Here is a 13,633-nt window from a genome sequence, read left to right as displayed (position 1 = left end):
GGCCGCCCCGATAAGGTCGGCCCCAATAAGGAATTTTTCGATGAGCAAAGCTCCCAAGTCCCAGTCCCGCTCGGTCGCCCGCCTTGGCGCGGTGCAGGCGCTGTATCAGCATGCGATGGAAGGCACGCTGCTGCCGGTGCTGCTTGATGAATTCCACCGCCACCGTCTGGGCGCGGAAATCGAGGACATCCAGTTTGCCGATGCCGACCGCATCCATTTCGACGATGTGGTCAAGGGCGTGCTGGCGCGGGCCGAGGAAATCGACGCGCGCATATCCGAAAAACTGGCCGAGGGCTGGCGGCTGGAGCGTCTGGACAAGACCATGGTGCAGATCCTGCGCGCGGGCACCTATGAGCTGCTGGCTCGCGACGATGTGGCCGCGCCCACGGTCATCAACGAATATGTCGATGTGGCCCATGCCTTCTTTGACGAGCGCGAAGCCAAATTCGTGAACGGCGTGCTCGACGCCATCGCGCGGGCGGCGCGTTAATCCGCTTGGGGCGGGAACTGGCCTTTATCGAGGCGCTGCGCGCGCTGGCCAGCGACCCCGCCGCACGTGGGCTGGCCGATGATTGCGCGGTGCTGCCTTTTGGCAGCGAGACGCTGGTCTTGACCCATGACACGATGGTGGCGGGGGTGCATTTCCTGCCCGATCAGGACCCGGCCGATGTGGCATGGAAACTGGTGGCCACCAATATGTCAGATCTGGCCGCCAAAGGCGCGGTGCCGATGGGCGTGCTGCTCTCCTATCAACTGAACGGCGCCGAACCGCGCTTCCTCGTCGGCTTGGCCGAAGCGCTGGATGAATATGGCGCGCGACTACTGGGCGGCGATACGGTCAGCAGCGATGGGCCGCAGGTGCTGGGCCTGACCGCCATCGGACGCGCATCCTTTCTGCCGGTGCCGGGGCGCAATGGCGCGCAGGTGGGCGATCTCGTCTATATCACCGGGCCTGTGGGCGGCGCCATGGTGGGGTTGGAAGCCTTGCGCCTTGGGCTGCCCGAATCCCAAAGCCTCGCCTATCGCCGCCCTCAGGCCCATCTGGGCGAGGGTCAGGCGCTGGCCCCTTTCGTTACCGCGATGATGGATGTTTCGGACGGGCTGCTGCTCGACGCCTCGCGCATGGCGCGGGCCAGCAAGGTGACGATCAGCCTTGAGAGCGCGGCAATCCCGCTGGCCTGTTCCGAAGACCGGCGCGATGAAGCCTTGCGCTGGGGCGATGATTATCAATTGCTGCTGACCGCGCCGCCCGAGCTGACGCTGCCTTTGCCGATGCACCAGATCGGCGTGGTGGTAAAAGGGCAAGAGGCGCCGGTGCTGATCGACGGCGCCCCTCCCCTTGGCTCACTGGGCTATCAGCATTAAATCCCCACTTAAACCCAGCGCCCGCGGATCACGGTCTGCAGGCCCCATGCCCCGCCGATAATCAGGCCAAAGGCGATGGTCGACAGGCCAAAGGGCGCCTGCCAATGCCATAGGTTCATCGTCTGGGCGATGAGAGGCGCGATAAAGCCGATGCCGAAAAGGAAGGGCATCCAGTAAAAGACCTGCTTGAGCACATTTTCCATCGGCTTAGCTCCCCTTGACCGCAGGCCCGCCAACGGGCGGCAGCGGCGAAACATCCACCCCGCGCGCCTCCAGAATATGGCGCATCGCGTAATAGGCATGTTTGGTGCGGTGGTTCGGGATGCCCGGATACATGTGATGGATGATGTGATACTGCATCCCCATCGACATCACATGGCCCAGCTTGCTCTTGAACAGATTGGTGTTCTCATAGCGGCCGGTCTTGCCCTCGCGCGGGTGATGCGGCGCCCAGCTCAGATAGAAGCGGATATAGGACAGGCCGACATGCCGCGGCAGCCACCAGAGCAAAGCCGCCTCGATGGCATAGCCATTCCACGACATGGTGAACAGCACCGCCATGAAGAAGAGCTGCAGCAGCATGGTTTCCTTGAGCGCCCGCTGGGCCTCGGGCGTGCCCATTTCGGCCAGGATGCGTTTGTAATGATGGATCGAGCCATCGACGCCGGGCTGGCGGTTATACCAGGTCTTATAGATCGCCATCCACCAGTTGGGCGCCTCGTCGGTATAGTCGGGGTCCTTCAGCGGATCATTGCAGTGGTAGTGATGCTCCAGATGCATGATGCGCGCCATCGAGAACGGAAACACGATGGGGATCGTCGAAACCGCACCCACCGCTTCGTTAAGCCAGCGCAGCTTTTCGCCCTTGCGCGCGATGTTCGAATGCATCGCTTCGTGGCTGGTCACATAACCGCCCGTGGCGATCACGCAGGAGATCAGACAGGCCAGCGGAAGGTTAAGATGCCCCATGATCGCCAGCGGGAAAAACGACACCCACAGCGCAAAGCAGCCAAAGGCCGCCACCGCATAGGGCCACATCCGCCCGCCGTGAAACTGGCGCGCGATCTCGATCTCTTCCTTGCGCAGATCGCGGCGCGTGTGCCGGTCCAGCCCATCGTCGCGGCCCAACGGAATGGCCCGCCCGCCGCCAGAATCCAGCGCGGGCTCATAAAGTGCAGGTTCGACAGGCGCCTTGGTCGCGTCCTGAACGAGCTTTGGATCTTCCAGCATTTATCATGCCCCGTCTGATACATTTCGGACCCGACTCAAGCTTTGGTGAATCGGTCGATAACCATTTGTAAACCATGATGCGCTTTGGAAAAATCCCTAACAGAATCTTAATGGACAATCTGTCCCATTCCGGGGCCGCGCGGATCAAATCACCCTTGCGCTGACTTTTCAGCCCCCTATACCTGTGCAAGCGATGGGCACTGTTTGATCGAACAAGAACAGGCCCGGACAGGAACTGCCGGATTTGCCCGACAGGACCGAAAAGCAGAGGGGATAGCTATGAACCTGGTGCTGATCGCCATGGGCCTTGGGGCCTTGGCCGTTGTTTACGGTTACATCACAAGCAGACAAGTTTTGGGCGCGAGCGCCGGTTCGCCCCGGATGCAGGAAATTGCCGCCGCCATTCAGGAAGGCGCGCAGGCCTACCTTAAGCGGCAATATACCACGATTGCGATTGTCGGCATTGTGGCGGCGATCATCATTGCGCTGGCCTTGGGCAAGATTGCGGCGATCGGCTTTGTGCTGGGCGCGGTTTTGTCGGGCGCGGCGGGGTTTATCGGCATGAATGTGTCGGTGCGCTCGAATGTGCGCACGGCCGCCGCCGCGCAGCAGGGCCTGCAGGCGGGCCTGACACTGGCCTTTCGCGCGGGCGCGATCACGGGGATGCTGGTGGCCGGACTGGCGCTGCTGGCGATTGCCGGATTCTTTTGGCATCTGACCTCGACCGGTGGCTTCGGCCATGGCCTTGCCCCAAATGACCGGACCGTGGTGACGGGGCTGACGGCGCTGGCGCTCGGGGCTTCGCTGGTGTCGATCTTTGCTCGGCTTGGCGGCGGCATCTTCACCAAGGCGGCCGACGTCGGCGCAGACCTTGTCGGCAAGGTCGAGGCGGGCATTCCCGAGGATGACCCACGCAACCCCGCCGTGATCGCCGACAATGTGGGCGACAATGTGGGCGATTGCGCGGGCATGGCCGCCGACCTGTTCGAGACCTATGTGGTGACCGTGGGCGCAACCATGGTGCTGACCGCGCTGCTAGTCAAAGGCACGGGCAATCTGATGGCGCTGATGAGCCTGCCGCTGCTGATCGGCGGCGTGTGCATCGTCACCTCGATCATCGGCACCTATTTCGTGCGATTGGGCGCGAGCAAGAACATCATGGGCGCGATGTACAAGGGCTTCCTTGTCACCGCGATCCTGTCGATCCCGGCCATCGGCTGGGCGATCCATACGGCGGTGGGCGATTTCGGCACGCCGATTGACGCATCGGGCCTGACCGGCGGGGCGCTGTTCCATTGCTCGCTGCTGGGGCTGGTCATCACCGGCCTCATCATCTGGATCACCGAATATTACACCGGCACCTCCTATCGCCCGGTCAAGTCCATCGCCAAGGCATCCGTGACCGGCCATGGCACCAATGTCATCCAGGGCCTTGCCATCAGCCTTGAGGCGACCGCCCTGCCCACGCTGGTGATCGTGGCGGGGATCATCATCGCGTTTAAGCTGGCGGGCCTGATCGGCATTGCCTATGCGGCAACCGCGATGCTGGCGCTGGCGGGCATGGTGGTGGCGCTCGACGCTTATGGGCCGGTGACGGACAATGCAGGCGGCATTGCCGAAATGGCCGATATGGAAGCCTCGGTGCGCGAAAGGACCGATGCGCTGGACGCAGTGGGCAATACGACCAAGGCGGTGACCAAGGGCTATGCCATCGGTTCGGCGGGGCTGGCCGCGCTGGTGCTGTTTGCGGCCTATACCACGGATCTGCGGGAGTTTTTCCCGCATCTGACCGTCAATTTCAGCCTTGAAAATCCCTATGTCATCGTGGGGCTGCTGCTGGGGGCTTTGTTGCCCTATCTGTTTGGCGCGATGGGTATGACGGCGGTGGGCCGCGCGGCGGGCGATGTCGTGGTCGATGTGCGCGAACAGTTCCAGAGCAACCCCGGCATCATGGCGGGCACGTCCAAGCCCGATTATGCCCGCACGGTCGATCTGGTCACGCGGGCGGCGATCAAGGAAATGATCGTGCCCAGCCTGCTGCCCGTGCTGACGCCGGTGCTGGTCTATTATGTCATCACGTTGGTGGCGGGGCAGGACAATGGCTTTGCGGCGCTGGGCGCGCTGTTGCTGGGGGTGATCGTGGGGGGCCTGTTCGTGGCGCTCTCGATGACCAGCGGCGGCGGCGCATGGGACAATGCCAAGAAGTATATCGAGGACGGCCATCACGGCGGCAAGGGCAGCGAGGCCCACAAGGCCGCCGTGACCGGCGACACCGTGGGCGATCCGTATAAGGACACCGCAGGCCCGGCGGTCAATCCGATGATCAAGATCACCAATATTGTCGCGCTGCTGCTTCTGGCGGCCCTGGCGGGACATATGGGCTGACTACTTCTGACCCTGCGTCCGGTCATCACGCCGGGCGCAAGGTCAGAAAATATCCCGCTTATTCATACTTCCTTTCCGGCTTTCTCCTTAACCTTGGACGCATATTTTCCGCGCTCACGAGGTAACTGTGGCGAGCCAGCCCAATTTTATTCGCGCCAAGCCTGTTGTCGCGCCTTCGCGCCTGCCGCCCGGCCCCAACCCCACGCCGCAATTGCCGCCCAAACCCGCGCCTGCGGGCGAAATCCGCAGCGTCGACTGGCGCGAGATGCAGGATATGGGGGCGATGTTGGCGTGGGATGCTCTGGCCATGTGGGCCAGCGAGCCGAACCCGTTTTTTGAAAGCTGGTATCTGCTGCCTGCGCTGCGCGGGCTCGATCCCGATGGACGGGTGCGGATATTGCGCTTTGAAATGGGCGGCGATCTGGCGGGGATCATGCCCATTGTGCGCCAGAGCCGCTATTACACCCGCCCCATCCCGCATTGGGCTGGCTGGACGCATCCCAACGGCTTCCTTGGCGCGCCGCTGGTGGCGCGGGGGCTGGAAAGGCCGTTCTGGCGGGCGCTGCTCACCTGGGCCGATGCGCAGGGCGGGCTGGGGCTGTTTCTGCATCTGGGCGAATTGCCGCTGTCGGGGGCGGTGGCTGATGCCTTGCGCGATGTGCTGAACGAGCAGGGGCGCAATGCGGCGCTGGTCGGGCGCAAACAGCATGTGATGCTGCAGAGCGACCTGTCGCCCGAGGCCTATTTCGAAGCGACGGTTTCGGGCAAGAAGCGCAAGGAATACAGGCGTCAGGCCAACCGAATGGGCGAATTGGGCGCGCTGAAATTTGTGCGCCATGAAGGCGAGGATGACCTCTCGGCCTGGTGCGAGGATTTCCTGAAGCTGGAAGCCGCAGGATGGAAAGGCGAGGCCGGATCGGCGCTGGCCTGCCTGCCCGCCACCACGGCGCTGTGGCGAGAGGCGCTGCATGGCGCGGCGGCGCGGGGGCGGCTCGAACGGCTGTCGATGACGCTGGACGGGCGGCCCATCGCCATGCTGGCCACCTTTATGACCAAGCCGGGCGCCTTCATGTTCAAGACCGCCTATGATGAAACCCTGAGCGCCTATTCCCCCGGCGTGCTGTTGCAGCGCGAAAATCTGGCAATGCTGGATATGCCGGGGCTTGGCTGGGTCGATAGCTGCGCGGACGAAACCCATCCGATGATCACCCACCTGTGGCATGAGCGCCGCCCGGTGGGACGGGTCTCAATCGAGATCGGCGGGGCCGTTCGGCGGGGCCTGTTTGGGGTTATGGCTCGGCGGGAATTGGGCGGGGCTGAGTTTGGGATTTAAGAAGGGTTTAGATGCGAGGGTCTAGACCCTCGCGCTCCCGTTACTGTCTGCGTTGCGCCAAGGGGGCAGCGATTTGTGTCGGACGCGGCCTCGGAATTTTGAAAGCCTGCGGCGCAGGCTTTTAATTCATAAAGCAGAACACCGCCGCAGGAACCCTCCCCATTAACGGGATTGCAAAGGGACAAGTCCCTTTGCCCGCCGGAGGTATCCTTCATAATACCCCCACACATCACCCCCCCGGATGATAGAAATCATACACCGTCCGCGCCACCGCCTCTGACACACCGGGCGCGCGCATGAGATCATCGAGCGCCGCCGCTCTGACCCGACTAGCCGTGCCGAAATGCAGCAGCAAAGCCCGCTTGCGCGCAGGCCCGATGCCGGGGATTTCATCCAGCGGCGAGGCCGTGATCGCCCGGCTGCGCTTTTCGCGGTGGGCGCCGATGACGAAGCGGTGGACCTCGTCGCGCATGCGTTGCAGGTGGAACAGGACGGGCGAATTGACAGGCAGCATTTTCTCGCGCCCATCGGGGAAATGGAAGACCTCACGCCCGTCGCGGCCATGGTGCGGTCCCTTGGCGATGGCGATCAGCGGCACGTCCTCGACGCCCAGTTCCTCCAGTGCTGCTTTCACCGCGCTCATCTGCCCCTTGCCGCCGTCGATCAGCACGCAGTCGGGCCACTGGCCCTTATCGCGGTCGGGGTCCTCCTCCATCGCGCGGCCAAAGCGGCGGGTCATCACCTCGCGCATCATGGCGAAGTCGTCGTTGGTCTGCGCCTCGCGGATGTTCCATTTGCGGTACTGGTTCTTGATGAACCCTTCCGGCCCGGCGCAGATCATCGCGCCCAGCGCATGGGTGCCCTGAATATGGCTGTTGTCGTAAACCTCGATCCGCTGCGGCTCGTCCAGTTCGAGGAAATCGGCCATTTCGCGCCAGACTTTGGCCTTGCTGCCGCTCTCGGCCATACGGCGGTCCAGCGCCTCGACCGCATTGCGCTCGGCCTGTTCGACAAGGCGCTTGCGGTCGCCGCGCTGCGGGATGGTAATTTCGACCTTGCCGCCTGCGGCCTCCTTCAAGGCCTCGGCCAGCAGATCGGCCTCGGGCAAGGCGCGGTCGAGCAGGATGACGCGCGGGGGCGGCACTTCCTCATAGAATTGCGCCATGAAGCTTTGCAGCACCTCGCCCATCTCCATCCCCTCGGTGCGGGCCGGAAAGAAGGCGCGGTGGCCCCAATTCTGGCCGCCACGGATGAAGAAGGCCTGGATCGCGATCTGCCCCGCCTTTTCGGCGCAGGCAAAGATGTCGGCATTGGGCAGACCCTCGGCGTGGATCGCCTGCGAACCCTGGATAAAGGTGGCCGCGCGCAAACGGTCGCGCAGCATAGCGGCGCGCTCGAAATCAAGATCCTCGGCCGCGGCGCTCATCTGCGCTTCAATCTCGCGCTGAACCGCATTGCTCTTGCCGCCAAGGAAGTCCTTGGCCTGACGCACCAGTTCGCCGTAATCCTCCTTGCTGATCCGGTCCACACAGGGCGCGCTGCACCGCTTGATCTGATACAGTAAACAGGGCCGGTCGCGCCGACTGAAGAAGGAATCGGTGCAGCTTCGCAGCAGGAAAAGTTTCTGCAAGGCGTTGATCGTGGTGTTGACCGAACCGGCGCTGGCAAAGGGGCCGTAATAATTGCCCTCGGCCCGGCGCGCGCCGCGATGCTTCATAATCCGCGCGAAATCATGATCGGAACGCAGCAGAATAAAAGGAAAACTTTTATCATCGCGCAGCAGCACATTATAAGGCGGGCGAAACCGCTTGATGAGTTGTGCTTCCAGCAACAGCGCCTCGGCCTCGCTGTTGGTGGTCACAATCGTCATGCTTCGCGTCTGCGACACCATGCGTTGCAGACGCAGAGGCAGCCGATCCACCTGCGTATAATTGGCCACGCGGTTGCGCAGCGCCCGCGCCTTGCCGACATAGAGCACGTCGCCGCGCGCGTCCTGCATCCGATACACGCCGGGCCGCACCGGCAAGGTCGCCAGCACCTCGCGGATCGCCGCCACGCCCGCATCCAGATCGGGCCGCTCGCCCCCGCCCCGGATCAGGCTTACCGCCTTGTCCTCATTAAACCGGTCCGCCGCGCGGTCGGGCGGATTGTTCGCATCATCAACCATCCCGCCCAGATAGGCCCCATCACGCAAAAAGGGGAGAGGCGGCGTGCACCTCTCCCCCGGCTTTTGCCCAGCCATCAGGCCCGATCAGAACATCTTGCGGAATTCCACCTCGATGACCCGCCCCTGCGCATCCATATAGAGCGGCTGATAGGACAGCGGAGTGTTGCCATTGCTGTCGGTCACGCGCTGGCGCTGGTTGAAGATGTTCTTGGCCCCGATGCTGAAACGCGCATCCTTGAAGAAGGGCGTTTCCTTCACCAACCGCTTCTGCTGCCCCAGATCGAAGAACAGGCGCGTGTTCAGCTTAAAAAGCGAGCCAAAGCGCAGGTCGGTCGAACCGGGCGCGCCGCTGCCGTTGACATGGGTGGGCGCGGTCCACGTGCCGTTCATGCGCAGGCCGATGCCCTTGAAGAAGAAGCCGCCCTCGCCCTCCAGCGAGTGCCGCGCCGTGCCCCCGCCCGACAGCGCATCGCCGCCCAGCAGATCAAGCGAAGGCCCGCTGGCCGCAACCTGAACCCGGTTTACGAAATAGACGGTGTGATAAAGCGAGAGGTTCCAGCGGCCTTCATAACGACCGCCGCGCCCACCGCCCGGAGGGCCACCCGGACCGCCCCCGCCCGGCGGAGGACCGCCCATGCCGCCGCCCGGCGGCGGACCACCCGAACCACCGCCACCCGGACGCCCTCCGCCCGGTCCATTACCGCCCGGACGCCCGCCTCCCGGAGGCGGGCCACCGCCGAACATGCCCATCGGCCCGCGCCCTTGCGTCTTGATTTCCTTGCCCAGATTGCCGCCGATATTGAAGCCCCAGCGCACATGCTCATCGCGCGTTTCGGCCAGAGTGATCGCGCGGCGGTCGATCTGGGTAATGGCGCCTGTAGTGGGATCGCGCGTCACGCGTCCCGGATAGGCCCCCTCGATCGCCGTGGTCAGCGTGGTCGGGAAGGCGCTGGTGACATTGCTGGACTGGTTGTTGAAATATTCCACCACCAGATTGGACTTGCCCTTCAGGATGGGCGGGGTCCAGTTCAGGCCCAGCTTGATATCATTGCGATGCTCCTTCACCAGCGCCGCATTGCCTCCGGTGATGACCGTGGCCAGCACGGTCTGGCTCTTCACAAAGTCATAGACCGAGACGTTATAGGTGGCCACCAGCGGCGAGCCCAGATTGGACAGCGAAGGCGCGGCCTCGTCATAGAGATAGCTGGCCTGAAGCCCCAGTTTGTCGGTGACGTTCCATGTCAGGCCCGCGCTCCAGTCCACCAGTTCGCCGAAATCGGACAGGTGATCGGCCGAGGCCGAAAGGTTGAGCGTGATATCGCCCAGCGCCTCGCCCACATGCTCGCGGCGGCTGGTGAGCGGAATGCCAAGATTGACGCCCAGCGAAGCATCGCCGCGCTTCAGGTTCGAAGCGGGGCTAAGCGCGCTGGTGCTGCTGGCGTTCAGAGCAGTGTAATTGAAGCCGCCCTTGACCGTCACCGCCATCTTGCCCGCCGGCAGGGCAACCGGACGCCCGACAAGCGTGACCAGCGTGGTGACTGTGTCGGTCTTGCTCTTGGCGGTGGTAAAGCCGCCGCTGGGCGCGATGCCGCTGGCCAGAGCGGCGGCCAGCACCGCATTGTCGGTCACGCGATTGGCCGTGGTGGTCGTGGCGTCGACATGGCTGATGTCGGTGGTGGCCGACAGGTTCCAGTCGAGCAGGCGCTTGTTCAGCCCTGCCCCCGCCGAGTAGGTGTCGGTCAAGGTGCGCCGCGTCAGAGCCCCGTCAAAGGTGCGCAGCACATCGGTGGCGGGCGAATAGGTATTAAGCCCCGCCAGCCCCGTCACATCCGCGCGCGAAGCCAGCGCGTTGAAAGTCATATTGCCGCCCATGCCGTCCTTGCCCAGCGGCGCGGTATAGGTGCCGTTGAGCGAATAGTCCTTGGTATTGGACACGAGCGTACGGTTGGCCGCCGGGCTGGGATCGGTCGAAAAGGTGGGGATGGTGTTGCGCGCCTGAAGGACTTTCGCCTGCGCCTCGGTGACCGGATCGGTGCGGTCGGCCTTGGCGGTCAGGTTCATCCGCTTGCCCTTGTCGATTTTCAGCACCGATGCCATGCCTTTCAGCGTATTGGCGCCGATGCTGTCGGACAGGGCCAGTTCGGCCTCGACCGTGCGGGCCTGATAGTGATCCTTGAGGATGATGTTCACCACCCGCTGGTCGGCGCTGTAGCCAAAGCGCAGCGCGACTTCCTCGGGCAGGACCTCGACCCGACGGATCGATTCCGGCGGATAATTCATCATTTCGCGGAAATTGGTGATGCGCTGGCCATTGACCAGAATGACCGGGCCCGAAGACCCGCGTCCGCGCCCGCTGCCCGTCTGCGGCGAAATGGCGGTGATCAGGTCATCCACCGTGGTTGCGCCATAGGCGGCAATGTCTTCCTCGTCGAACACGGCCACGGGGGGCTGGGGCGCCTCGACCTGCCCCTTGATGCGGTCGGCCACGACCACGATCTCGCGCCCGCGGGTCACCGGCGTTTTGGGGGCGGTGGCGGTTGCGGCGGCATCGTCGGATGCGCCCTCTGCGGCGGTTTCGACCACTGGCGCGTCGGCGGCGGCCAGCGGCGCGGCCTCTGCGGCAGGCGCAGATTGCGTTTGGGCCAGCACCGACCCACCGGACGCCATCACCCAAACCAGCGATACCGGCACAAAGGCAAACCGGGGGCCAAACTTGCGGGCAATCTTGCGCAAAACGGATACTCCCTGAGACAGAACCTTATGATTGGCATGGCTGTCAGGGCTATGCGGATGCCGATTGGACCGCCTGTTCGCAAGCGCGGCAAGGTAACATATTGTCGCATTGGCGCTACATTTCGGCGGCATGTTGGCATATCTGGCCAAACCTTGCGCGAGTTTGGCTTTCCTTTTGCCGTATCTGCGTCTATGGCGCGCGCCAATCTCCCCTCTTATTAGAGAACCGAAGTTTACGGATGGCGAAAGAAGAACTGCTCGAAATGCGCGGCCAGGTGGTCGAACTGCTGCCCAACGCGATGTTCCGCGTGCGGCTGGAGAACGATCATGAGATCCTCGGCCACACCGCAGGCAAGATGCGCAAGAACCGCATCCGCGTGCTGGTGGGCGACGAGGTGCTGGTCGAGCTGACCCCCTACGACCTGACCAAGGGTCGCATCACCTATCGCTTTATGCCCGGTCGCGGCGGCCCCGGCAGCTATTAAGCGCCCGGCTGCACCCTAGCGATGGCTATGAACGAACAGGCCGGCAAACCGCTTCTGGTGCTGGCCTCGTCCTCGCCCCGGCGGCGGGACCTTTTGGCGCGTCTGGGCATTGTGCCAGACCGCATCGCCAGCCCCGACATTGACGAAACGCCGCTCAAAGGCGAATTGCCGCGTGCCTATGCCCGCCGCCTTGCGGTGGAAAAGGCACGCGCCGTCGACCGTGCGCCCAACGAGATCGTGATCGCGGGCGATACGTCGGTGGCGCTGGGGCGGAGGGTTTTGCCCCCGGCCGATACGGTGGAATTACAGCGCGAAATGTTGCGCGCGATTTCCGGGCGGCGACAAATGTGCATCTCCTCGGTCTGCGTGATCGACACGGCGGGGCGCGAACGCGTCAAGCAGGTCGAGACGCTGGTGATTTTCAAAAATCTGACCGATCAGGAAATCGAGACCTATATCGCCAGCGGCGAAGGTCTGGGCAAGGCCGGCGGCTATGCCATTCAGGGCCGGGCCGAAGCGCTGATCCGGCGCCTGTCGGGCAGCCATTCGGGCGTGATCGGCCTGCCTTTGTATGAAACGCGGGCGCTGCTGCGCGCCGCCTCCTATCCTCTGGATTAAGCGACCATGTGGTTAATCGAGCAAGGCATCGGCGAGGATCGCGCGGTGCTGCTCGATGGAGCCGAAGTGGTGGCCGCCAAGATCGACTGGCCCGGACGTGCTGCGCCGGGGCAGGTTGAGGACGCGACCCTGATCCGCCGCGCGGGAGGTTCGCGCCGGGGCCTGTTGCGCCTGAAGAGCGGCGAGGAAGCCTTGGTCGACCGCCTGCCGCGCGAGGCGAGCGAGGGCGCGCCAATCCGCGTCGAGATCCTGCGCAGCGCCATGGCGGAAACGGGCCGCTATAAATTGGCCCAGTCGCGCCCATGTGATGCGCCGCTGCGCCCTGCCCCGCGCCTTGCCGATGTCCTGCCCGATGCGCGCGTGGTGCGCCAATTCCCCGCCGGTGTGTGGGAGGATGTGTGGGGCGAAGCATGGAGCGGTGCGGTCGCCTTTTCCGGCGGAGCGCTGGTGCTGTCGCCCACGCCCGCGATGACGGTGATCGACGTCGATGGCCCCCTGCCCTCGCCTGCGCTGGCCGTGGCGGCGGCCGGGGCGGTGGCCTCGACCATCAGGCGGCTCGATCTGGGCGGTTCGATCGGCATCGATTTCCCCACTCTGGAGACCAAGGCTGATCGGCAGGCGGTGGACGGCGTTCTGGCGCAGGATCTGGAAGGCTGGCCCCATGAACGCACAGCGATGAACGGCTTTGGCTTTGTCCAGATCGTTTCGCGGATGGGGCGCCCTTCGCTGCTGGCGCGGCTCACTCACGCGCGGGCGGGCGCGGCGGCGCGGCTTTTGCTGCGCCGGGCCGAGAGGGTTGCGGAGGCCGGACTGCTGCTGCTGCGCGCCCACCCTTCGGTGATGGCGGCCATCACGCCCGCATGGCGCGAGGAACTGGCCCAGCGGAGCGGGCGGCGGCTGGATTTTCAGGAAGATGCGGGTCTTGCTCTCGACGGCGGATTCGCGCAGGCGGTGACATTATGACCCAACAAAATCGCAAATGCCCGGTCTGCGGCAAGCCCCGCAACGAATCACATAAACCATTTTGCTCAACCCGTTGCCGTGATCGCGACCTGATGCAGTGGCTGTCGGATGGCTATGCCCTGCCCGGAAACCCCGCAAATGGGGAGGATGACAAATAAGTTTCATCGAATGTGTTTTTTTGGCTTGCCAAGACCGATCCGGTTAGCCATAGGCCCGTCCACCAGCAGCGAGGCGATGGCAACATCCTCTGCTAAACGGTAAAAAATGGTAATGCCTGGGTAGCTCAGTTGGTAGAGCACGTGACTGAAAATCACGGTGTCGGCGGTTCGATCCCGTCCCCAGGCACCATTTACT

Annotated in this window: 12 protein-coding genes and 1 tRNA gene; 9 read left to right on the top strand and 4 right to left on the bottom strand. The window is 63.8% G+C overall.

Annotated elements, in window-relative coordinates:
- Positions 1-40 precede the first annotated feature (40 nt).
- The gene (nusB, locus tag BGP00_RS12985; protein ID WP_168605169.1) at positions 41-490 is read left to right on the top strand and encodes a transcription antitermination factor NusB; all 450 of its coding nucleotides are present in this window, start codon (positions 41-43) and stop codon (positions 488-490) included.
- Positions 491-495: 5 nt separating this feature from the next.
- Positions 496-1,365: a thiamine-phosphate kinase gene (thiL, locus tag BGP00_RS12980; RefSeq protein WP_168605168.1), complete on the top strand. Its 870-nt coding sequence runs from the start codon at positions 496-498 to the stop codon at positions 1,363-1,365.
- A gap of 8 nt (positions 1,366-1,373) precedes the next feature.
- Here thiL and BGP00_RS12975 read toward each other — a convergent pair whose 3' ends face one another.
- Both BGP00_RS12975 and BGP00_RS12970 read right to left on the bottom strand, forming a co-directional pair.
- Entirely contained in the window at positions 1,374-1,568 is a 195-nt protein-coding gene (locus BGP00_RS12975) for a hypothetical protein (RefSeq protein WP_292689602.1), read from the bottom strand.
- Between the two features lie 4 nt (positions 1,569-1,572).
- Positions 1,573-2,595: a fatty acid desaturase gene (locus BGP00_RS12970; RefSeq protein ID WP_292689601.1), complete on the bottom strand. Its 1,023-nt coding sequence runs from the start codon at positions 2,593-2,595 to the stop codon at positions 1,573-1,575.
- Between the two features lie 279 nt (positions 2,596-2,874).
- On the opposite strand from BGP00_RS12970, the gene BGP00_RS12965 reads away from it, so the two are divergent.
- Both BGP00_RS12965 and BGP00_RS12960 read left to right on the top strand, forming a co-directional pair.
- On the top strand, positions 2,875-4,980 hold the full coding sequence (locus BGP00_RS12965; protein ID WP_292689600.1) for a sodium-translocating pyrophosphatase: 2,106 nt from the start codon (positions 2,875-2,877) through the stop codon (positions 4,978-4,980).
- Positions 4,981-5,107: 127 nt separating this feature from the next.
- Positions 5,108-6,313 (top strand): GNAT family N-acetyltransferase, encoded by a 1,206-nt coding sequence (locus BGP00_RS12960; RefSeq protein WP_292689599.1) that lies wholly within the window; start codon positions 5,108-5,110, stop codon positions 6,311-6,313.
- A gap of 229 nt (positions 6,314-6,542) precedes the next feature.
- On the opposite strand, the gene uvrC is transcribed toward BGP00_RS12960, so the two are convergent.
- Together uvrC and BGP00_RS12950 are read right to left on the bottom strand one after the other, a co-directional pair.
- On the bottom strand, positions 6,543-8,480 hold the full coding sequence (gene uvrC, locus BGP00_RS12955; protein WP_292689598.1) for an excinuclease ABC subunit UvrC: 1,938 nt from the start codon (positions 8,478-8,480) through the stop codon (positions 6,543-6,545).
- Between the two features lie 84 nt (positions 8,481-8,564).
- Positions 8,565-11,213: a TonB-dependent receptor gene (locus BGP00_RS12950; protein ID WP_292689597.1), complete on the bottom strand. Its 2,649-nt coding sequence runs from the start codon at positions 11,211-11,213 to the stop codon at positions 8,565-8,567.
- A gap of 239 nt (positions 11,214-11,452) precedes the next feature.
- Between BGP00_RS12950 and infA the strand changes: the two genes are divergently transcribed.
- The 5 genes from infA (at position 11,453) to BGP00_RS12925 (ending at position 13,627) form a co-directional block, all read left to right on the top strand.
- A complete protein-coding gene (gene infA, locus BGP00_RS12945; RefSeq protein ID WP_168605162.1) occupies positions 11,453-11,698 on the top strand; it encodes a translation initiation factor IF-1 in 246 nt (81 codons plus the stop codon).
- Positions 11,699-11,725: 27 nt separating this feature from the next.
- Positions 11,726-12,316 carry a nucleoside triphosphate pyrophosphatase gene (locus BGP00_RS12940; RefSeq protein WP_292689596.1) on the top strand — a complete coding sequence of 197 codons (591 nt, stop codon included), beginning with the start codon at positions 11,726-11,728 and terminating at the stop codon, positions 12,314-12,316.
- Positions 12,317-12,322: 6 nt separating this feature from the next.
- Positions 12,323-13,279 (top strand): ribonuclease E/G, encoded by a 957-nt coding sequence (locus BGP00_RS12935; protein ID WP_292689595.1) that lies wholly within the window; start codon positions 12,323-12,325, stop codon positions 13,277-13,279.
- Positions 13,276-13,437, top strand: coding sequence for a DNA gyrase inhibitor YacG (gene yacG / locus BGP00_RS12930; protein WP_168605159.1), 162 nt, complete (start codon positions 13,276-13,278; stop codon positions 13,435-13,437). The genes BGP00_RS12935 and yacG overlap by 4 nt, the downstream gene beginning before the upstream one ends.
- A gap of 114 nt (positions 13,438-13,551) precedes the next feature.
- Positions 13,552-13,627, top strand: a tRNA-Phe gene (locus BGP00_RS12925).
- Positions 13,628-13,633 lie beyond the last annotated feature (6 nt).

It is taken from the genome of Novosphingobium sp. 63-713 (assembly GCF_001898925.1).
Lineage (GTDB): Bacteria > Pseudomonadota > Alphaproteobacteria > Sphingomonadales > Sphingomonadaceae > Novosphingobium.
Note: the sequence above shows the minus strand (reverse complement) of the source record. Positions and strands in the feature narration are given on the sequence as shown.

Bases quoted from the DNA above. Each gene is read 5' to 3' on its own strand.
- nusB (WP_168605169.1), top strand. From the start codon at position 41: ATGAGCAAAGCTCCCAAGTCCCAGTCCCGCTCGGTCGCCCGCCTTGGC.
- BGP00_RS12970 (WP_292689601.1), bottom strand. From the start codon at position 2,595: ATGCTGGAAGATCCAAAGCTCGTTCAGGACGCGACCAAGGCGCCTGTC.
- BGP00_RS12975 (WP_292689602.1), bottom strand. From the start codon at position 1,568: ATGGAAAATGTGCTCAAGCAGGTCTTTTACTGGATGCCCTTCCTTTTC.
- uvrC (WP_292689598.1), bottom strand. From the start codon at position 8,480: ATGGTTGATGATGCGAACAATCCGCCCGACCGCGCGGCGGACCGGTTT.
- infA (WP_168605162.1), top strand. From the start codon at position 11,453: ATGGCGAAAGAAGAACTGCTCGAAATGCGCGGCCAGGTGGTCGAACTG.
- BGP00_RS12940 (WP_292689596.1), top strand. From the start codon at position 11,726: ATGAACGAACAGGCCGGCAAACCGCTTCTGGTGCTGGCCTCGTCCTCG.
- BGP00_RS12965 (WP_292689600.1), top strand. From the start codon at position 2,875: ATGAACCTGGTGCTGATCGCCATGGGCCTTGGGGCCTTGGCCGTTGTT.
- yacG (WP_168605159.1), top strand. From the start codon at position 13,276: ATGACCCAACAAAATCGCAAATGCCCGGTCTGCGGCAAGCCCCGCAAC.
- BGP00_RS12935 (WP_292689595.1), top strand. From the start codon at position 12,323: ATGTGGTTAATCGAGCAAGGCATCGGCGAGGATCGCGCGGTGCTGCTC.